This is a genomic window from Halalkalibacterium halodurans, from assembly GCF_005671335.1.
GTDB classification, from domain to species: Bacteria; Bacillota; Bacilli; order Bacillales; family Bacillaceae_D; genus Halalkalibacterium; species Halalkalibacterium halodurans.
In genome coordinates this window covers 1,585,492-1,605,943 of sequence record NZ_CP040441.1, presented here as the reverse complement: position 1 = coordinate 1,605,943, position 20,452 = coordinate 1,585,492, and the positions used below count along the sequence as shown (strand labels likewise).

Below are 20,452 nucleotides of genomic sequence, written 5' to 3'. Positions count from 1 at the left end.
TTCCTCCTTCTTAAGAAAAACGCATCGGGTCAAACATTGTAAGTGGGACTTCTGTCTTTTTTCCCTCCACAACATCCGCCACGACTTTAGCTGTAATCGGGCTTAATAAGATCCCGTTACGATAATGACCTGTTGCAAAAACAACATGTGGTGCTTTTTTCGTCTCACCGATCATAGGATACCCGTCCTGTGTGGCAGGTCGCAGCCCAGCCCACGTATGAAAAGGGGTAAGCTCGTTTAAAAACGGAAAGATATGACCATTCCAATTCGTCAGTCGTTTAATCCCTTGTTCTGTTACCGTTGTATTATAGCCAGCGATGTCTTCTGAGGCGCCGTTAACGACCGTTCCATTTCCTTTAGGTACGATATAGCCTTGACTTGTGTACACAATATGACGAACATCGCCAGCGGGAACTTCATAGGCGCAAATTTGCCCACGAATGGGATATACAGGAACACGCAGAGAAAAAGTTTCCTCGTGCTCAGAAGCCCACGCCCCTGCACAAACAATCAGACGATCTCCTGCCCATTGCTTTCCTGAAGGCCCTCGGAGAACTTGGTGTTCCATCCACGCCTCTATCGAAATATGTCCTACCTCGTCTTCAATGGTCACTCCTAGCTTACGGCAGCCGATTTCTAACGCTTTGACGTAATCAGGAGCAAACAAATGACTTTCTTCAGGATAATAGATGGCGCCGATAATCTCATCTGAAATATTCGGTTCAAGCGCACGAATTTGTTGCTGACTTAAGATCTCAGACTCAACCCCGAACGTTCCTTGCCAATGCTGTCTTGATTCAAGTTCAAGAAAATCAGCTTCATGATAAACACAATGAAGGCTACCTGATTGAACATATTCAAAAGACTTGCCAGATATCTCCTTCACCGCTTGCTGCCAATCGGGATACATCTTTAAGCTTTCGTGAGCCAAATGAAAAAAGTCATTAGGGTCTTCACCAATTTCAGAAAATGGGGCGAGCATACCCGCTGCAGCTCCAGACGCTTGTCCCCCGCATAAGCCTTGCTCAAGCACGGTGACTTGATGCCCTCGCACTTTCAGTTCAAAGGCAACCGCTAGACCGATTACGCCACCGCCTAATACAATCACATGCTCCTTCACCTAGAACCACACCTTCATTTTGAAATGAATGTCTCAAGTCCGCTGCTCGCTGTGGCGTACCGTTTTTTAGGAATCCGCCCCGCTAAATAAGAAAGTCGCCCTGCTTCGATCGCATGCTTCATCGCCAGCGCCATTTTCACAGGATCTTTTGCCTTGGCGACAGGTGTGTTCATGAGCACGCCATCGGCGCCAAGCTCCATCGCTTGAACGACATCTTGTGCGGAACCGAGACCCGCATCAACAATGATTGGAACGTTGGCTTCCTCCACAATTAAACCAAGGTTGTACGGATTTAAAATGCCGAGTCCAGTTCCAATCGGAGCACCTCCTGGCATAACCGCTGCAGCTCCTGCTTCTTCAAGCCGTTTGCAAAGCACAGGATCATCTGATGTATATGGTAAAACTGTAAAGCCTTCATTCGCTAACGTTTCGGTCGCCCGTAACGTTTCTACAGGGTCTGGTAAAAGGGTTCGCTCGTTTACGCTAATTTCTACCTTGATCCAATCACTTAGACCCGATGCCCTAGCCAGACGAGCAATGCGAATCGCTTCTTCAGCATTTTTTGCTCCAGAAGTATTCGGCAAGTACGTAAACGTTTTTCCCTCTAGATGCTGTAAAATTGCGTCTTCTCCCGGTGCCTGCAAGTTTACACGACGAATGGCAAATGTCAGCACCTCTGCTTCCGACACTCGAATCACTTCATTTTGAACGAAAGGATTCGGGTAGCGGCCCGTTCCTAAAAAGAAGCGGGAGGTTAACGTCTTTCCGCTAATTGAAAGTGGTAGATCCTTCATCATCATCATCCTCCTCCAACGAAGTGAACGAGTTCAATCCGTTGTCCTTCCGTTAGTTCAAAATGAGTCCAATGCTCCCGATCAATAATTTCCCCATCGACCTCTGTCACTACGAGCTGGTCGTCCAATTCATAATGGCTAACGAGTTCCGCTAACGTATTCGCTTTAATTGTTGCAACTTCACCATTCACAATTACATTCATGACCCAATCCCTCGCTGCTCTAGAATAGTGCTAAATACTTCACATGTCCCTTTTACGTCCTCTGCCCCGACAATTTCACTAATCATGCAAATGCGTGTAGCTCCAGCGTCCAACACTTGTTCCACATTATGCAATTTGATCCCACCAATCGCCACAAAAGGAATCGAGATCTCATGAGCAACTTGCTGAATATAAGCGGTCGTAACAGGGTCCACTACATCCTCTTTACTCTTCGTTTCAAAGATGGGACCTACCCCTATATAATCAGCGCCTCCCTTTTCGGCTTCCCGTGCTTCTTCGATTTTATGAGTAGAAATTCCGATTATTTTATCACGGCCCATAATTTTGCGCGCTTCTGAAAGAGGCAAATCGTCCTGTCCGAGATGGATACCGTCTGCATCTACGGCAAGTGCTACATCGATATGGTCATTAATGATCAACGGAATGTCATATTTTTTGGCTAATGCTTGAAGGACTCTCGCTTTTTCAAGCACTTCCCGTTTGTGACTTTTCTTATCGCGCAACTGAATGATATCTACCCCACCAAGGATCGCTTCTTCCATTACAGCTTGTAACGAGCGACCGGGGTGAAATTCTTCCCCCGTTATCGCGTATAGCCGAAAATCTCTCATTTTGCTTCTCCTCTCTCTTTTCTCTGTTTTGTATATACAATAAAAAAAGCCAGCCATCCATAAGGATGCCGGCTACCCATGATGATCGTCACGTGCAGTCGACTTCCCTACGCTGGCATGATCCAGATCAGGTATGAGGGTAAAAGGAACACACCTTTTTCTCAGTCCACTTAAGCAGACACCCCTAGTCTCCTGTGCAATTATTCATTCTCTTTTTATTATGACATATTCTGATCTCGTTGCAAAGATGGTTACTCAATGAGGGAGTTACTCTCTCCAGTCAGAAGATCCATCACTGTTTCTAAACGCGGGCCAAACAATGCCCTCTGCCCCGTTGGCGACAAACGAAACGGAACGTGTTCATCTGACTCAAATAGAACGGTTTCCTCACCGTGATCAACATCAAAGGCGATAAAGGAAAACCCTCCATCATATTCAAAATAATCTCCCGTTCGATTAGGTTTATAAGCATAAAACAGCCGTTTGTTTAAATCAAAATCATAAAACGGGATCCACCACTGCTCGGAATATGTACGTAGAATTGGCACACTCCACTCCGCAAGCTGTTCGGAACCGTTCCAAAATTGATAGGTCGTCACTTCTGCCCCTTGCTCTGGACGCTCAATGATAAGCGTTACATGATCGCCAAAACCAAGGGTCGCAATCGCTTCCTCATGCAACAAAACAACCTCTTCTGTTTCAAGGTCAAAGGTGTAAAGCGGAGCATAGTATCCTTCGCTATCTCCATTCCAATCAAGATAAACAATCGTACGCTCATCTAACCATTGAACGAATGATTGGTCCAAGTCAAGCATCTCTACTTGTTTGTCGCTAGTATCGATGAGATAAAGGTCCTGCTCCCAGTCTGGCAGATAGGCAACCGCTATAAGTTTATCTTCTTCATATGGACTCCAAAAAATTGAAAAATCTTCGCCAAAGTCTTCAAGCTTCATGAGCAGTTCCCCTTGGCTATCAATGATCGAAACAGGGGCATCACCAGCTTGCGTCACCGTTTGAATCGCAAATTGGCTGTGCGTGCTATTGGCGGTAACTTTAATCACAGCGTCGTCAGATGAAAACAAAGATTTTTTTTCTCCTGTCAACAGGTTATAAATATAAACAAGGGAATTCTCTCCTTCATCTGTTATGTACAGAATACTGTCAGAATCATACCACTCAGCTATATCAATGTACTGTGCTTCAGTACCGGCAATTGGCGTTATGGAAGGCTGTTCCTGCCCAGTTGGTAACGGATCTTCTTCTTGTTCTGGCAATGTATCTCGTTCGGGCTCGTCTGCTTGAGGAAAGCAACCAGCGATGAAAAGCAAACATACGGATAGGAGAACCGCGCGGTATTTCACGTTAATCTCCTTTCTACTAGTATGGTTTATAATAGTCTCGATAATAGTATAACGATTTTTCAGACAAAAAAGTTTCAGATTCTGAACATTTTCTTTACAATTTTTTAACTGTTAGTGAAACGTGCTTTTAGTATATCCGTTACTCGATGATCAAACCAACCATTATTCATTTTCAGAAATTCGACTTGCTTTCAAACCCTTCTTCCTTACAAAACTGGCTTGCTACCAATCCTTAACGGGGAAACAATCGTTTTTCTATTACCCTGCTGACCTTTCTTAAAAGCGCAAAAAGACCTGTGATCGCCCGTACGTTCACAGATCTTAGAGATACTAATTTTTTAACATTTGTCTTATTAATTCCCGATTCCGTTCTTTAAACACATGATTGTGTGATGAAACCATTGCTGACTGATGGGCTTCTGGCTCAATCCATTGCTTTGCTTGGTTGACTGCATTCGCTGCATCTTGAAAGGCTCCGGCGATTAAGTGTAGCTTTCCTTCATGATTTAGAACATCCCCTGCTGCGTAGATGCCCCCTACAGATGTAGCACTTGTTGGGGTTCCGGCAATATAATAATCATCGATCCGATCAAGAGTTACTTCGCTTTGATCAAGCAACGACTTATCCCGTTCATATCCATGGTTAATAATCACTTCATCAACTGCTAAATTAGTCACTTCACCCGTTTGATGATCAGTAAGCTCAACCTGTTCAATTACTTCTTTCTTGTCTCTGGCGATCAGCTTGGTAATTGTCGTATGGAAAAGGCAAGTAGCGGAACTGCTTAGAAGTTGTGAAATCTGTGCTTCATGACCATTCAACGCCTCTTTTCGATAAGTTAAATAAACTTTTTTTGCGATTGGCTCTAGTTCGTTCGCCCAGTCGATGGCCGAATTACCCCCTCCAGAAATGATGACTGTTTTATCTTTAAATCGCATCAACGACTTAACCGTATAGTGTAAATTCGTCACTTCAAATCGTTCGGCCCCTTCTAGCTCGATTTTTTGCGGCTTTAAGATTCCACCACCCACGGCAATTATCACGGTTTTTGTTAAATGCGCTCGTCCAGAAGCTGTCCTTATCACAAACCATCCTGACTCCTCTTGAGCAATCGATGTGACTTTCTCATTCAAAACGACGGTTGGATTGAACGTTAACGCTTGCGTAACAAGCTGTTCAATTAACTTTTCTCCTAGGATCGGTGTTAATCCACCCACATCCCAAATCATTTTTTCTGGATAAACATGAACTTTGCCACCTAGCATCGGTTGATACTCGATAACCTTCGTTTTCATTTCTCTAAGTCCGCTATAAAACGCAGAGAACAATCCTGCTGGTCCGCCGCCGATAATTGTAACATCATAAAGTTCTTCCCAGTTCATCCTCTTTCGCCCCTTTTAACAAACGGTGATATTGATTATCATTATCAATTAATTGTAACTGATTTTTTTACGGCTAGCAACTCAAAACGTTTCTGCCGCAAAAGATAAGATTTGCGCAAAAATACCGAATGGTGACGAGGAGGACATCTTAAAAGTGGACATCGGCCTGTGCTGAATCTTATAACAACACCATAAAAAAATGAGGAGCTGTCTCAAAAGTCTATCTTTTGAGGCAACTTCTTTACTTATTCGTTCAAAATGACGACTTGGCGGACGCTTTCCTCGGGCAAGCTCCAGCTTCCTCGAGAACCCCACTCTCGGCGATCTTTCGCTGTTGCTTTTCCCGCAGGAGTTTCCGCCTGTCGCTCGAAGGAACCAAAGAACACAAATCAACACAAAAATCGGGAGAACCGTATCAAACGGTTCTCCCGATTTTATTTTTTAAGGTGCTTTTGGGACAGCCCCCGATTGTATGTTCATATCGTTTCCCTTTAAATTCTTATCCGTAAATGAACCTTGCCCCAGCAATACCAGGCTTCGTCATTTCTTTCGGATCCAAAATTTCGTTTAGTTCCTCTTCTGTTAAAATCCCTCGTTCTAGACAAATTTCTCGTACTGGACGCCCTGTTTGGATCGCTTCCTTTGCGATTCGAGAGGCTGTTTCATATCCTACATGGGGGTTGATCGCAGTAATGATCCCAACACTGCTCTCCACCATTTCTTTGCAGCGCTCTACGTTGGCCGTCATTCCTTCAATCGCGTGCTGACGGAACACCTTCATCCCGTTTTGCAGGATCGATAACGATTGAAGTAAGTTAAAGACGAGAACCGGCTCCATAACGTTTAGTTCAAGTTGCCCAGCTTCTGACGCTAAGCTAATCGTATGGTCATTGCCGATGACTTGGAACGAAATTTGGTTGATCACTTCAGCCATTACTGGATTTACCTTTCCTGGCATGATCGACGACCCTGGTTGACGCGGTGGAAGGTTGATTTCATTTAACCCCGTGCGTGGCCCAGAGCTCATCAAGCGGATGTCATTCGCCATTTTTGATAAATTGATCGCCAAAATTTTCAGCGCACTCGATAATTCTGTGTAAGCATCCGTATTTTGCGTCGCGTCCACTAAATCTGCTGCATGGCGGAACGGAAATTCAGTAATGTCACTTAAATAGGCAACCACTTTTTCCATATATTCAGGCTTTGCGTTAAGTCCTGTCCCTACTGCTGTCGCCCCCATATTAATTTCATGCATATGATCAATTGAGCTGCGGATTCGTCCCAAATCACGAGTGAGGACGCGGCGGTAAGCGCCAAATTCTTGTCCCATTCGTATCGGAACTGCATCCTGTAAATGGGTTCGCCCCATTTTTAACACATCGTCAAACTGTTGTTCCTTTTCCTTAATGGCTGCAATCAGGTCTTCTAGTGATTGAATTAATCCTTTGGCTAAATAAAGACAGGCAATATGAATAGCTGTCGGGAAAGCATCGTTTGTCGATTGCGCCATGTTCACGTGAGTATTTGGGCTCACGCGGAGGTATTCCCCCTTCTCTCCTCCAAGGATTTCAATCGCACGATTGGCAATCACTTCATTTGCATTCATATTAAAAGAAGTACCTGCACCACCTTGGATCGCATCAACGATAAATTGATCGTTGAACGTTCCTTCGATCACTTCGTCTGCTGCGGTAATGATCGCATCGGCAATGTTAGCTGGCAACACCCCTACATCCCGATTCGCCATCGCAGCAGCCTTTTTGACAAAGCCAAAGGCGCGAATCAATTCCTCATGAGGGGGATACCCTGTAATGGGGAAGTTTTCCCTCGCTCTCATCGTTTGAATTCCGTAATATGCCTCTTTCGGTACTTTCTTTTCACCAATTAAATCTCGCTCTACACGATAGTCTGTCATGCCGTTTCGTTCCCCTTTTCCATGCTGTTCTCTTGTTGCTTGACTAACCATCCGCCGCCAATGACCCCGGCATCATTCCCGAGGGTCGCAATGCGAAACTCCGCTCCATCTGCCACACGAGGTAGGGCATAGGCTTCAAAATGCTGCTTAATCGGCTTTAGCAGCGTATCTCCCGCTTTAGAGACCCCACCACCGATGACGATTTTTTCCGGGTTCAAAGCATTCGCTAAGTTGGCAATGGCAAAGCCTAAATAATAGGCAATATGATCAACGACCGATAATGCAAAAGCATCGCTCGCATCCGCTGCAGAAAAAACATCTTTCGCCGTAAGAACCCCATGCTTGTCATAATCTAGGGCGAGCCGACTCTCCTTATGTTCGGTCACTCCTTCAGTTGCAATTCGGGCAATTCCAGTTGCACTTGCTACTGTTTCAAGACATCCTGTTTTCCCACAATTACAAGGAGCCCCCCCTTCCGGAATGACCGTAATATGACCGATCTCACCAGCCATCCCATTGACCCCATGCAAAATGTTTCCATTCGCAACAATTCCACCACCAACACCTGTTCCAAGTGTAATGAGCAGCATATTTTTCGCCCCATCACCAGCACCTTTCCACATTTCTCCTAACGCTGCGATGTTGGCATCATTGTCGACAATGACAGGGAGTTTTGTCTCCTCCTCTAATTTATCCTTCAACGGAAAATCCCGCCAACCAATATTTACCGCATGATAAATAAAGCCGGTATCCATCTCGATAAAACCAGGGGCCCCGAGTCCGATTCCAATTAGATCGCTCTTCGATTTATGATGCCCGCTAAGTCGTTTATCAAGAGCATCGGCAATATTTGTTGTAATCAGCGCACCGCCGTCCTGTTTGTTTGTCGGAATTTCCCACTTATCAACAATCTCTCCTGCGGTTGTGAGAAACGCCATCTTTATCGTTGTTCCACCGACGTCCACACCAACATACCATCTGTCACTCATTTCCCCACCTACTATTCCTTGATTTTGGCACGTTCAGTTCGAAGGAGCAGCCTTCCTTTTTGGTAAGTAATTGAATCAATCATTTCCATTTGATGAAGCTCCCTTAGCTCCTCCTCCATTAGCTCAAGGTCCACTGAACGGTCACCAGTGTAAATGATCGTGCCAAACTGCTTTAGCAGCTGTTGCACTTCATAAACCGTTTTCATGACGGTCGTCACCTCATCTACTATTATAACAGCTTCAATACGGTTGCGAAAAGAAGCCAAATGAGGGGAAGGAAATGAAAAGATGGTTGTCTGGAATAAAATTTCATTACCGCTCGCACTTGGAATACTCCACCAGCAAATAGCCCAGCGGTGAAAACGAGTGCCAAAAATAGAATAAAAAATGTTCGCCATCCTAGCATCCCGAGCTGCAAGCCAAGGAAAAAGGAGATCACCGCAAAAAGGATCACATTGGCCCTTCCATCAAATTGAAAGAATCCAAACGTCGGATGGAAGCGCATAAAACAAGAAACGATGAACACAAAACAAAGGGCTACGATCACCACGTCTAGTAACCGAAATGGAAACCACCCTGTCGTAAACAAACTGACGAGCATCCCGAAAAAGCTGCTAAACAAAAACAGGCCGCTAAACAGTAGAAAGGAAACAGGTCTAGCTTGAACCTTCCCTCCTACGACCAATCCACCAAGGACGAACCCAAATGTTACAACAAAAAGCGTGAGCGCAACAACTGGCCACATATACCATGCCCCTTCCAGTTACAGTCTCGATACTTCATCCTTATGTGGTTGTACACTAATTTAGATTAAAAAACTTAGCTTGTAAGCAAATCTATTCAAACGGGATCGTACAAGGAAAAGTTCTTTCATTGTATGAAACAAGAAGGTGAAAAGTGCACCCAATTAACGATCAGGATCTTTTGGGTGGATCGCAACAGGTCGGCGATGTTTTAAAGGCATTGGCGCACGAAGCAACACATCTCTAAGCGCCCGGCCATTAAATGGGATAAACGGCCAAAGGTAAGGGGTATCGATCGATCGAATGTGGGCAAGCATTAGGAGCCAGACGGTCGTCCCAATCAAGTAGCCAGCAAGACCAAATAAACTCGTGACGATTAGCAAAGCGACGCGAATGAGGCGATTGGCTAGACCCAGCTCATAGCTTGGAGTAGCGAAGGTCCCGACGGCTGCTACTGCTAAATACAAGATTACCTCTGGGGAAAACATCCCTACTTCAATCGCGACTTCTCCAATTAATAGAGCGGCAACTAGCCCAAGGGCGGTGGACAAAGCATTTGGTGTATGAATCGCCGCCATTCGCAGCATCTCTATTCCCGCTTCTGCAAACAAAAACTGGTAGATGAGGGGAACTGCCCCCTTTTGTTCCTCCCCAATAAACTCTAATCCTGGAGGAATAAGCCTTTCATTTGATGCGTACAAATACCACAATGGAAGCAAAAAAATCGAAGTCCAGACTGCTAGAAATCGAACGAGCCGAAGCGCAGCCCCAACCACTGGTTTTTGCCTGTATTCTTCCGCATGCTGCAAATGATGCCAAAAGGTCGTAGGGGCAATCATCACACTCGGGGATCCATCAACAAGCAGAAGAACATGACCTTCAAACAAGTGAGAAGCAGCGACATCTGGACGCTCTGAATAACGTACGAGAGGATACGGATTCAAATGGTGACCAAAGACATACTCTTCAATCGTTTTATCTCCCATTGGAATGCCATCCGTTATCATTTTTTCCACACCTTGCTTTAGCTTACTCACGATTTTATCATCAGCGATGTCGGCGATATACGTAATGGCAAGATCTGACTTTGATCGCCTTCCAGTACTAACATATTCTACACGCAATGTACGGTCTCGCACCCTGCGGCGAATCAACGCCACATTCATCACGATCGTTTCGACAAATCCGTCACGAGAGCCGCGGATGACTTTTTCTGTATCAGGTTCCTCTGGTCCTCGGACCGGATACTCTCTCGTATCGATTAAAATTACTTTTTCTGCCCCTTCAATGACAAGGGCGGCAGGACCTGACAACACTTCATCTACGACTTGATCTAAGTCACTGGCTGTCGACAATTCCACATACGGGATGACGCTTTTCATTAATGTTTCAACTGGGTCATGGCCCAAATCCCCCAACTCTAACGTCACAAGCTCCCGTTGAATTTGCGTAATGGCAAAATCTTTTGCAAATCCATCCACGACAAACAGCGCCATCTGTTTTCCTGCATGGAAAAGCTCTAAGTGGACAATATCAAAATTTTCTTCCACACCAAGCGCTTTTTTTAAATATGTGATATTATCCTCAAAGTCAAGATGAACCGGACGTTTCTTTTCTGACTCCTCCACAGGATCACCTCCATTAGTTGAATTGTTTGCTCGTTCCCATGTTCCCATTCATTTCAATAAAAATTCACTGCAACATATTTTCGAACAAGCCGCATAGAGTGAATAGTAGAAAAAAGTGGACGCGCTATCTTTGAACAGAGATGGAGGACCGATCCTATGTTAAAAAAACCATTGCTCTTATTTGTTATCGTTAGTGCCTTTGCCGCAGGGCTCTATTTTTCTTTTTTTTCTAAGCAGCCATCTCTCCATGATGCACTCACGTTCTTTCCCATTGATCCAGATGCAGCATATACCGAAGCCACAACATCCATTGAACTCATGACGAAAAAAGATGAAGATGAATACACCCTAGATTGGGCTACCGCTTCCACTTTGGATCAACCTGCGTTTTTAAGGCAGGATGTCTCCCTCCTTTTTGAAGACGGATACTTGATTGATACGTTGTATGCCTCTACAGAAAATGAGGCGAGCCTGACGATGAACAAAAAGGTGGCTGGTGAGGATAGCGGGCATTACGTAGCGGTTACCTTTCATCATTCAGAGATCCATTACCCAAACGATGACATTATGAGTGCACAGACGATCAGTCGTGATGAGCTGTATATCATCGATTCCCCTTTAAGTCCATTGCTTTCTTTCAAAATAGCAAAAACAGCGGAGGAAAAAGAGGGAAAGCGCATTCTCGACACGATCCTCAAGCAGCAAATGACCTACATTCAAGAACGTCTAATTGAACATTTTGCCATCAATTCTGAGTCTTATTATGTCATCCCGCTCACAAAATTAGCAGACTATCAATCCGTGCCACTGCCAAATTTAGACGTAAAACAGACCGCGATCATTCTCAGCGGTCTGTGGGAAAGACTTTATAAACATTATGTGTTAAGTTCAGGAAATGCTCAGCATTCAACGAACCCGATCGGCAGCACGATTCCGCTCATTTTTTTAAGTGAAAACGGGGATCACGCCATGATTATCTATGAAACGGATGAGGGGAAGCCTGTTCAATTATTACAGACGTTTTCTTTTTCTTAAGGAAAGCCTCCGCTTTAACACGCAGCGACCAGACCGAAACAACGCAAAGAAATGATGGTGAGTTTGCAAACCGATGATGATTGATCGTAGGGCGCTCTAGGGAAGTCGCCTTCCTTTTGGCACCTGCGTTGTTCTTTTTGACTTATAGCCTTTTATGCCGAGTAGAGTCGAAGTTGCCTCTCTACTCTCGAATGATGTTCGAGGCTAAATTATACCATTTCTTACGGTGGAACAGATGAACGAATGACACGTTTATTCTTCTAAGGAGCGAAGAAACGTTTCATACTTTTCATTGCCTGGATCAAGCCGAACAGCCTCTTGAGCAGATTCAAGCGCCTTCTGTCTCTCATCTAATTCATCATAAACGAGGGCCAGATTATAATGAGCTTCGTGCATCTTTGGCTCTAAGTCAATCGTTTTTTGTAAATGCTCCTCGGCCTCCTCGTATTTCCCGAGCACGGCCTCTGTATAAGACAAGAGGAAATAAGCTTCCGCACGCTCATTCCCTTTTTCTACACTTTCCAGTAACACCTCATACGCCGCTTCTATATCTTCGGCCTCAATGAGGTCTTGCGCATTTTGCAAGGCCAAAAGATCAGCGCCAGCCTTATGTTCGTTTACAAACCCAAAGGCAAATGAACCGATAAGAGCTAGAACTGTAAGTAGCAAAAAACTAAGCTGGCGTAACCTTGGCCGATGGTTCGGTAAATGGACCACCGCAGAAGCAAGGAAGCCCCCAATGAGCCCACCAATGTGTGCCCCGTTATCAATCATCGGAATGATAAAACCGAACGCGAGGTTGAAAACAAGAATGAGCAAAACAGAAGACCCCATCGTTCGAAAAAACAGCTTTTTGTGGACGGTTCCGAAGTACAGCAACGCACCGAAGCATCCAAAGATCGCCCCAGAAGCCCCTGCTGAAACGTGGGCATTTAAAGCAAAACTGGCGATTGAACCCGCCAAACCAGCAATGAAGTAAATAATGAAAAATCGACTCGTGCCATAAATTCGTTCAACCGTTCCCCCTAAGTAAAAAAGAGCTAATGAATTCATCATGAAGTGAAGAATTCCAATATGTAAAAACATCGAGGATAAAAGGCGCCACCATTCGCCATCCGCTATGGCTGGATTGTATTTTGCCCCAAACTCAATAAGCGTTGGCATATCGGTACTCCCTCCGTTCATTTCAAGCAGGACGTACATGAAAGCAATGACAACGAGCAACCCATAGGTTGCATAGGGCTTACCGTATTGAAACAATCTCCGTTCTTTTTGCTGAGTGGCATTGGCCGTATGACGAATTTGTTGCCGCAGATAACGGGCCATTTGCTCCATCTGGTAGCCATCTTCATCTAAAAGCGCTACGTAAGGAAGATGGATAGACAATCGTTCATTCACGGCGGCAATTGTCGCTTTACGTTCTGATTCTTCCGCAACAATGAGCGTCGGACGTAGTGTGACATTCCCATTTCGATCTAGCTTCTCTTCAGCTTCAAACGAGGACCAATCATCGACAGGAGGATACATCGTCACATAGATCGCTTCTCCCCGAAGACGGCGGACACCCAATTGCCGTTTTAACCAAAGCATTTTTTTACGAACCTGTTCGAAATCAGCCCGCAACTGATTGCCCCAATCCACGTCGATCCGTTTGATTCGAATAACGGTTCGATCTTTCAAAGCATCAGATTCAAGCCATACTTCGCTCTGCTCCATATCGAGCACGCGATAACCTTCTTCAACAACGAGATGATGCACCACTTGCCAAAAATATAAATCATGCCTCATAACATTCATCGTCTCACCTTTTCTTTATAGGGGGAATCAGACATACCCTTAGTATAACAAGACTGGGGCCGATAGTTGGATGATTTTGCATCCATTCGCTCGAAAAAAGACGCTTCTATGAAAAACGCCCCTAAAATCGCATAAGCATTAGCGATTTTCAGAGGCGTTGCCCAGTTCGTTATCCTTGCGGGCTGCGTTGGTTGAACAAATTCCCCATGAGGTTGTTACGAACAAACGGTATTTGCATGGCAAATGATACCGCTATTCGTCGTAACCAGCGCTGCCCCAGCATCGCATTAAGCACACGATACCTGTATTTCACGGCAAAATAAAGAGAACCAATTAAAGCGACAACCGATACAATTCGACCAAACACAGATAATCCCTCCTTCTTCGTTACTTTTCCAAATGATGAAGGATTTTATCCATCGTTATAGCCCGATGTATTTGCTCACAAGTGTTTTCGCTCGTGACACGTCTTCTGTCCCTTGGACGAGCACCCGTCCATCTTTAAACAAAACGAGTCGCTCGCCTTCGGTTAATTGTACTCTTACTAAAAACGGAGTAGTCTGTACGTCAGCGATCCTATCAAGGCGCTTTCCCCATTCTGAAAGATCGAACGGCCTACCGGTATGAACTTGGACCGTTTCACGCCCGCATAGGGAAGTAACTGAATCGTGTGCCGCAGGGTGTAACGCCGGAAATGCTTTAGTTCCACATGTGGGACAATTGGCTTTTGCCGCTGCAAAATTCATATCGTATCGATGATTTCGCCATACGTCAAAGCTCATGAGACTGTGACGGTAAGCCTGCTCATTGTCCGTTAAATATTTTAACGCCTCAATCGCTTGAAACGAGGCAACGATATCAACGACAGGACCTAAAACACCTACTGTGTCACATGTTTGTCCTGACCCCTGTCCTTCTTGAATAAAACAGCGTAAGCATGGCGTTTTTTCTGGAATAAACATCGCCGTCATGCCCCTTGAACTTACGGCCCCACCGTAAATAAACGGGAGGCCCATTTGAAAACAAGCGTCATTGATAAGAAACCGTGTTTGGAAATTGTCCGTACCGTCAAGGACTAAATCCATACCTTCCATCAACTCATGAATGTTTTCAACTGTTACATCAGCGACGATCCCCTCTACTTTGATGTCGCTGTTCACTTTCTGTAGTTTTTGCTGTGCTGCGACCGCTTTTGGCAAACACTCTCGTACATCATCTTCATCAAACAATAACTGCCTTTGCAAGTTACTAGCCTCGACATAATCTCGATCCACCATTCGAACGTGACCGATTCCTGCTCGGACAAAATGATTGGCAAGTACGGTCCCTAGTGCACCAATTCCGACAATGAGGACAGCACTGTTCTGCAATTTCTGTTGCCCCTCTTTTCCGATGGGGGCAAAGAGCATTTGCCGTGAATAGCGTTCTTCCAGTCTGTCAGTCATGATGAGACTCCTTTCCTATTCAGCCTTATAGCAAGATAAGACCTGCGACGATCCCAAAAAGAGCACCTGTTCCAGTACAAATAGCATTCACCGTATCATTATTTAAAAAGCGAAGTCCATATTTTTTCTCGGTTGGCCCGTTACAATGAATTTTCCGTTCCGTTTCCAGCCCACAGCGCGGACATTGGTATAGCACTTGACCCGTTGCTCCAACCAACGTGTCAAAAAGATTCCCTAAAAAGCCTGCCAGCGTCAAACTAAACAAAAGATGATGGCTAGCAAAGGAACTCGACCACCAAAAAAAGATACTCACAACGACAATGATAAACGACCCTGCAAAAGCTGCCGCCGTACCAATGGCAGACACAGCTCCTGATGTCCCTGCATCGACCGGCTTCCACTTAATAATATGTATCGGCCTTCTTTTTGCAAGCGGCCCTACTTCGGAAGCCCATGTATCAGCATTTGCTGCAGCTAAGCTTGCTACGAATCCACAAATGTAAATTGGGTCCTGCAAAATGGAAAATAACAGGGCACAAATCGCAGCAAATCCACCGTTGGCCAACACTTGCCAGCCGTCCCGTGTGGAACCTTTCGCCGTAATTTCATTTTCCTTTCGTTCTTGATAAAAACGACTCCAAAATCCCGACGTAAAAAAGAAGATCGCCAAAAGGAGCAAGCCTTTAAAGCCAAGACCAAAGGAAATAAGTGCCCCTACTACAAAGGCAGAAATCGCTCCAGAGAGGGTTAGCTTTTTAATCTTGTAGGCATACACAGAGAGTAACAAAACCCCTAGCAATGCAAGGACAATCATCGGTACACCCCTCGTTCAGTGACAATCATTTGAACCCGCTCATCCCGTTCATCGGTCGGAACAGATTCTACAAGTTGCTGCGAGTACGCGAGAGCGATTGTCTTCCCTTTATAGGAATGTAGAAATCGATCATAGTAACCCCCACCATAGCCTAGGCGGTTTCCTTTTTGATCAAAGGCGACCCCTGGGACTAGGAGTAAATCTAACTCCTGACCATCTATCTGTCTGCATTCAGATGGTTTCGGTTCACGCAAACCGAAAAATGTATCTTCTAAAACCGAAAACGAATGAATTTCATAAAAAGTCATTTGCGTTGTCCCTTTTTTAACTCTTGGAACCGCTATTTGTTTCCCCTCTTCCCATCCTCGGGAAATGATCAGTTCTGTCTGCACTTCATGGGGTAGGGATATGGTGATACCAATTGCGTGAGCTTCGTTCCATTCTGGCAGTGAAAAAAGGATATCAGCAACTCTTTGCGCCCCTTCCTTCCGCTGTTGCTCAGGTTGGGATCGTAGCAATTTTTTTATTCTATTCCGTAAAGCTTTTTTCTCCTCCATACCTCACTCTCCCACGAACAATCTCTTTCAATCTTACATGAAAATGACCGAGGCGTCAGGTATTCTATATTTCATTCTAGCTACATTTCAATGACAGAGAGGCTCTCCTAGTCTTTATTATACATAACGTTATAGTTTAGAAAAGCTTAGCTTACTGCCAAGACTTAACGCCGGAATGCGCTCATCATTTATAGAAGTTAAACTTTCCTTAGGTGAAATAAAAAAATAAGCAGTGGCATGACCAGCTGCTTATTTTGTCTCACGGTGCAACGTATGACGCTTAAGGCGTGGGCTATATTTCTTTAGCTCGATACGCTCAGGATTCGTACGTTTATTCTTTGTCGTAATGTAGTTACGATCACCAGTCTCTGTGCAAGCAAGTGTTACTTGTACACGCATCGTTATCCCTCCAGACGTTTATGCTTTTTTCACACTTCATATATGATAGCAAAACAACTTAAAGGAATCAAGTGTTTTTTCTTTACACCTAATCACGAGAAAGAAGCGACGGTCGTCCTACAAACGAAGGAACGCTTCCACTATTTACATCGTTATTTGCCTGTAAATAATCATGAAACGAGCCAATGTCTCGCCAATAGCCGCCCCCTTCTAAAGCAAATATATCCAGCTTCCTGTCTACAAGGTATGGGATGACGTCTTTTCCTAGATCAACGGCACTGCCTTTTGGAATGTAAGAGAGAACAAAAGGGTCCATGACGTACAAACCCGTATTCACCAAAACCTCTCTTGTCTTGTCTTCCGTAGGCTTTTCTCGAAACGCAACTACTCGATGGTTTGGACCGGTTTGAACAACGCCATAGTTTTGTCCGTTTTTCACCCGCTTCGTCAACATTGTCATAAGACTGTTTTGACGCTTATGGAAAACGATGGCCTCCTGTATTGATATCGTAGTTAACACATCGCCGCTCATCACGACAAATGGTTCATCTAAATAACGCTCCGCTGCTTTCAAGCTCCCAGCTGTTCCGAGAGGGGCGTCTTCTTGAACATACGTGATTCGCATACCGTACTTGGAGCCATCTTGAAAATATGCTTTCATTTGATGATTCAGATAATGGACGAGCATGACGATATCACGAATCCCATGGGCAGCAAGGTGGGCGAGCCCATGGGCCAAGCACGGCACACCAGATATCGGAAGCATCGGTTTCGGTATTTGATCCGTTAATGGCTTTAAACGCGTGCCTCGCCCTCCTGCTAGAATTACCCCTTTCATTGGCCACCCCTTATGTGTTAGGCATAGATGTCTCGCTTCATTTTTTTCACTAAGATCGCTTCCGTTTGATCGGCAATCGTCTCCCAACTATACTGCTCGATCACGTCTTGTGAACCTTTAAAACCAATTTGTGCCCGCAAAAGCGGTTTACGATAGAGGGACAACAATTGAGCTACAATCGCGTCCACATCACCAGTAGGTACTTTTAGCCCATTGTCTCCATGCTCAACAATTTCCGCTAAACCACCCGTGTCAGATACAATCGTAGGTGTGCCTGCAGCCATCGCTTCTAACGCGACGATTCCGAACGGCTCGTACAAGCTAGGAAAAATGCAGACATCCGCGCGATGGTACCATTCATTTCTCTCACTATCACTAATATAGCCGACAAAGGAAATCCAAGCTTCAAGGTGACGTTCCTTTACTTGTTGTTGATAGTCAGCTAGTAGAGGCCCGTGCCCAGCCACAACAAATTGAATCGGTTCGCCTAGTTCTTTGCATTTTGCAGCTGCTTCAATCAAGAGAGAAAATCCTTTTTCTTGAACGATTCGCCCAACAGAAAATACAATGAAACGATTTTCAGGAGAAATCGTTTGAAGACGTGCAGCTTCAATTTGCTCACGAGCCACACCATTTGCGATTACTGCCACTTTATCAGGATTAGGCACAAACAATGATTGAACATGTTCTTTCATAAATTGACTGCAAACAATGATTTGATCAGCCTCTGTCACGAGCTTCATTTCCTGGTCATGAATCGCTTGCTGTAACTCGGTATGGATACCTTGATTCCGCCCGTGCTCCGTTGCATGAATAGTAGCCATAAGCGATGTTTGAAAAAGGTGTTTTAATGCTAAAGCAGCTCCTGATACGAGCCAATCATGAGCATGAATGACATCATACGGACGAAAACGGTATAATTTTTTCACATGTTCAAACATGGCTAAGTTCAAGCTGGCCACCCAATCTAAAAATGGCTCCCTCTCTGGTTGTAACCCGCTGACCCGATGGATGTGGACGTCCCCATTTTTTTCGTACTCGGGAGCTCCATCCATAGCGGCTGTAACGACGTGAATTTCATGCCCCTTTTTTGCTAACGCTTGAGACAAAGCATCCACATGACGTGATAGGCCTCCGACAACATGAGGCGGATATTCCCAACTCAGCATAAGGATCGAGCACGTTCCTTCAAATGGCTGGGTCTCTTTTTTCGATTGCACGTAACGATCATGGGGGCTTAAAAATACGCGCTCGTCGATCGTCTCCAGAAATGGAAACGCTGCAAGCATTTGCTTAAGCCACTGGGAATCTATACGATCTTCAAGCAAGGCGCTCTGAATCGTGTCGAAGCGACGAACATGCTCATGGAAACGCTCTGACGCATACTGTGCAGCCGTTTGACCGTCAAGAATAAACGCCCAGTCACTGCTAACAGCGAGCATCCACTCTCTAACCATTTGCTGAATGGCCTGCCTTTCGAGAACTGTAGGCTGTGGATACATAGCCACTATTTTCGCTAAATCTTTTTCCATGCGATGATAATGTCTATACATCCAAGCATTATGGTCATTTAACCAAACGTGACCATAACCGTCTCTCCCCCAAGTCGAAAAACTCACATGAGCGGTCTGAAAATCTTGATAGTGACGCTGCAAATAGAGCTCTGGTGTTATGAAGGACACACGGTCTGCTCCTTGCTCATATAATGCCTCGATCCACTCTGGCCCTTCAAACCACCAATGACCGAACAACTCAGCATCAAACGGAGTGACCATGACATACGGCGGAAAGTTTTGTCCGCCATGTTGATCGATCTCATGATGAATCGCACCTATAAAATGATTCGCATGTTCTTGCACACGTTTCTCCGCCCATTCACGGACATACAAGTCTTTTTCCTCCGTATGCCCTGTAATCCGATGATACTTCAACCCTGTATCGATCCGAATCCCGTCTTTGTGGACGTGCGGCTTAATATAATCCCATTCCCGGTCATATGCGATGTCACGGTAAAATTCACGGTAATCGACATCACCAGGATACCCAAGCGTTGAGCTCCACACTTTTGCGGAAAGTTCCGTATGGCGAGGGAACAACGCAATTCCATGCGGGCTATAGATCGGGGCACTTGATCCCTTATGCGGAGTCGGATCTGCCGTCAAAACAGCGTGTTCATCTACAAATGTGTAACGGATGCCTTCCTCAAATAAAATTCGGTCAACGCCTGGAGAGAAGGCACATTCTGGGAGCCAGAACCCAAGTGGTTTTTTGCCAAAATGTTGTTCAAAGCATGCGATTCCGTGGCGAACTTGGGCGCGAATCGCTTCTTTTGTTTTTAAGTATGGAAAAAAGGCATGCGTGGCAGCGGACGTCATTAATGTGCATTGCTCGTTCTCCATCAAGGTGCGGAAACCGATGAGTAGATTCCGATCCCACTGTAAAAACGTTGCTTTTAGCTTTTCATAGCGCTGCTTATAAAACTGAACGAGATTTTGCGTTCGTTGATCGTTTGTACGTTTCTCTTCTTTTTTCAAAAGCTGTTCGGTATTTTCAAGGTGATTCAAGTAACGAGTTTGCACAAGTGGGTCACTCAGCATCTCCATAACAGGAGGGGTAAAGGAAATGGTGACTGCATGTTTTACGGGCAGTTTTTCTAAGGCCCATAAAAGAGGAATATACGTTTCCGACATGGCTTCAAACAGCCAACGTTCCTCCAATCGATCTTCTTCTTGATGACGAACATAAGGCAAGTGGGCATGTAAGACTAGGGAAAAATATCCTTCTCTCATCTCGCGGGCT

The 20,452-nt window shown here is 45.0% G+C and carries 20 protein-coding genes and 1 riboswitch; of the genes, 1 reads left to right on the top strand and 19 read right to left on the bottom strand.

All coding sequences use genetic code 11. From position 1 onward, the window contains the following. Positions 1 to 10: 10 nt before the first annotated feature. From thiO to FED51_RS07820, 11 genes are all read right to left on the bottom strand, one after another. Positions 11 to 1,120: a glycine oxidase ThiO gene (thiO, locus tag FED51_RS07870; RefSeq protein ID WP_053431480.1), complete on the bottom strand. Its 1,110-nt coding sequence runs from the start codon at positions 1,118 to 1,120 to the stop codon at positions 11 to 13. A gap of 14 nt (positions 1,121 to 1,134) precedes the next feature. Then, the gene (locus tag FED51_RS07865) at positions 1,135 to 1,914 is read right to left on the bottom strand and encodes a thiazole synthase (RefSeq protein ID WP_053432007.1); all 780 of its coding nucleotides are present in this window, start codon (positions 1,912 to 1,914) and stop codon (positions 1,135 to 1,137) included. Positions 1,915 to 1,919: 5 nt separating this feature from the next. Then, complete coding sequence (gene thiS, locus FED51_RS07860) at positions 1,920 to 2,117, bottom strand: sulfur carrier protein ThiS (RefSeq protein WP_053431481.1); 198 nt, start codon at positions 2,115 to 2,117, stop codon at positions 1,920 to 1,922. Beyond that, a complete protein-coding gene (thiE, locus tag FED51_RS07855) occupies positions 2,114 to 2,749 on the bottom strand; it encodes a thiamine phosphate synthase (protein WP_053431482.1) in 636 nt (211 codons plus the stop codon). Before thiE ends, thiS begins: the two co-directional genes overlap by 4 nt. A gap of 87 nt (positions 2,750 to 2,836) precedes the next feature. Next, a riboswitch (TPP riboswitch) is annotated at positions 2,837 to 2,945 on the bottom strand. Between the two features lie 55 nt (positions 2,946 to 3,000). Continuing rightward, positions 3,001 to 4,110 carry a YqgU-like beta propeller domain-containing protein gene (locus FED51_RS07850; RefSeq protein WP_053431483.1) on the bottom strand — a complete coding sequence of 370 codons (1,110 nt, stop codon included), beginning with the start codon at positions 4,108 to 4,110 and terminating at the stop codon, positions 3,001 to 3,003. Between the two features lie 330 nt (positions 4,111 to 4,440). After that, positions 4,441 to 5,493: an NAD(P)/FAD-dependent oxidoreductase gene (locus tag FED51_RS07845; protein ID WP_053431484.1), complete on the bottom strand. Its 1,053-nt coding sequence runs from the start codon at positions 5,491 to 5,493 to the stop codon at positions 4,441 to 4,443. 499 nt (positions 5,494 to 5,992) lie between these two features. Continuing rightward, positions 5,993 to 7,408, bottom strand: coding sequence for an aspartate ammonia-lyase (aspA, locus tag FED51_RS07840; RefSeq protein ID WP_053431485.1), 1,416 nt, complete (start codon positions 7,406 to 7,408; stop codon positions 5,993 to 5,995). Next, entirely contained in the window at positions 7,405 to 8,397 is a 993-nt protein-coding gene (locus FED51_RS07835) for an ROK family glucokinase (RefSeq protein ID WP_053431486.1), read from the bottom strand. The genes aspA and FED51_RS07835 overlap by 4 nt, the downstream gene beginning before the upstream one ends. An 11-nt stretch (positions 8,398 to 8,408) precedes the next feature. Next, complete coding sequence (locus FED51_RS07830; protein WP_041820443.1) at positions 8,409 to 8,603, bottom strand: YqgQ family protein; 195 nt, start codon at positions 8,601 to 8,603, stop codon at positions 8,409 to 8,411. A gap of 23 nt (positions 8,604 to 8,626) precedes the next feature. Then, entirely contained in the window at positions 8,627 to 9,142 is a 516-nt protein-coding gene (locus tag FED51_RS07825; RefSeq protein ID WP_053431487.1) for a hypothetical protein, read from the bottom strand. 162 nt (positions 9,143 to 9,304) lie between these two features. Next, entirely contained in the window at positions 9,305 to 10,816 is a 1,512-nt protein-coding gene (locus FED51_RS07820; protein ID WP_420810275.1) for a spore germination protein, read from the bottom strand. A gap of 108 nt (positions 10,817 to 10,924) precedes the next feature. Here FED51_RS07820 and FED51_RS07815 point away from each other — a divergent pair, with 108 nt between their 5' ends. Further along, positions 10,925 to 11,803 (top strand): hypothetical protein, encoded by an 879-nt coding sequence (locus tag FED51_RS07815; RefSeq protein ID WP_053431489.1) that lies wholly within the window; start codon positions 10,925 to 10,927, stop codon positions 11,801 to 11,803. Between the two features lie 252 nt (positions 11,804 to 12,055). On the opposite strand, the gene FED51_RS07810 is transcribed toward FED51_RS07815, so the two are convergent. The 8 genes from FED51_RS07810 to FED51_RS07775 form a co-directional block, all read right to left on the bottom strand. Further along, positions 12,056 to 13,600, bottom strand: coding sequence for a rhomboid family intramembrane serine protease (locus FED51_RS07810; protein ID WP_053431490.1), 1,545 nt, complete (start codon positions 13,598 to 13,600; stop codon positions 12,056 to 12,058). A 169-nt stretch (positions 13,601 to 13,769) separates the two neighbouring features. Continuing rightward, positions 13,770 to 13,967: a hypothetical protein gene (locus FED51_RS07805; RefSeq protein ID WP_053431491.1), complete on the bottom strand. Its 198-nt coding sequence runs from the start codon at positions 13,965 to 13,967 to the stop codon at positions 13,770 to 13,772. Positions 13,968 to 14,022: 55 nt separating this feature from the next. Continuing rightward, positions 14,023 to 15,045, bottom strand: coding sequence for a thiazole biosynthesis adenylyltransferase ThiF (locus tag FED51_RS07800; protein WP_053431492.1), 1,023 nt, complete (start codon positions 15,043 to 15,045; stop codon positions 14,023 to 14,025). A gap of 25 nt (positions 15,046 to 15,070) precedes the next feature. After that, complete coding sequence (locus FED51_RS07795) at positions 15,071 to 15,859, bottom strand: DUF92 domain-containing protein (RefSeq protein ID WP_053431493.1); 789 nt, start codon at positions 15,857 to 15,859, stop codon at positions 15,071 to 15,073. Beyond that, positions 15,856 to 16,416: a 5-formyltetrahydrofolate cyclo-ligase gene (locus tag FED51_RS07790; protein ID WP_053431494.1), complete on the bottom strand. Its 561-nt coding sequence runs from the start codon at positions 16,414 to 16,416 to the stop codon at positions 15,856 to 15,858. The genes FED51_RS07795 and FED51_RS07790 overlap by 4 nt, the downstream gene beginning before the upstream one ends. 249 nt (positions 16,417 to 16,665) lie before the next feature. Further along, complete coding sequence (rpmG, locus tag FED51_RS07785; protein WP_003323811.1) at positions 16,666 to 16,815, bottom strand: 50S ribosomal protein L33; 150 nt, start codon at positions 16,813 to 16,815, stop codon at positions 16,666 to 16,668. Positions 16,816 to 16,903: 88 nt separating this feature from the next. Beyond that, positions 16,904 to 17,653 (bottom strand): nucleotidyltransferase family protein, encoded by a 750-nt coding sequence (locus FED51_RS07780; protein ID WP_053431495.1) that lies wholly within the window; start codon positions 17,651 to 17,653, stop codon positions 16,904 to 16,906. A 17-nt stretch (positions 17,654 to 17,670) separates the two neighbouring features. Next, complete coding sequence (locus FED51_RS07775) at positions 17,671 to 20,442, bottom strand: 1,4-alpha-glucan branching protein domain-containing protein (RefSeq protein WP_053431496.1); 2,772 nt, start codon at positions 20,440 to 20,442, stop codon at positions 17,671 to 17,673. Between the last annotated feature and the right edge of the window lie 10 nt (positions 20,443 to 20,452).